The 283-nt window shown below is 44.9% G+C and carries 1 protein-coding gene; it reads left to right on the top strand.

Annotated features, from left to right (window positions below):
- On the top strand, positions 1-283 hold a 283-nt coding region (locus GHO25_RS26285; protein WP_178110268.1), incomplete at both ends, for a hypothetical protein.

Here is a 283-nt window from a genome sequence, read left to right on the forward strand (position 1 = left end):
GTCAGGATCTCTGAAGGTATTTGCTCATGGCTTTACTGCACAGATGCGCCAGATGATGCGTAACAACCCACACTTCTCTGCTATCTCTAAGATGGTTGCTGATGTGGAGTGGACACGCGAGGCGCGTGATATTGATATTCTATATGGTAAAGATGGTGGTACAAATGGTAAGGGTTTCTTCTTTAGACTCAAAGGACCTGAATCCGAGAAGGCTGTTGTCCCTGCTATGTACACAATGAAGAACAAAGACATCTCAGGTATCTTTGATCTACTTGCTGATGGC

It is taken from the genome of Pseudomonas sp. FSL R10-1350, assembly GCF_009600525.1.
In the GTDB taxonomy this organism is placed as follows: Bacteria; Pseudomonadota; Gammaproteobacteria; order Pseudomonadales; family Pseudomonadaceae; genus Aquipseudomonas; species Aquipseudomonas helleri.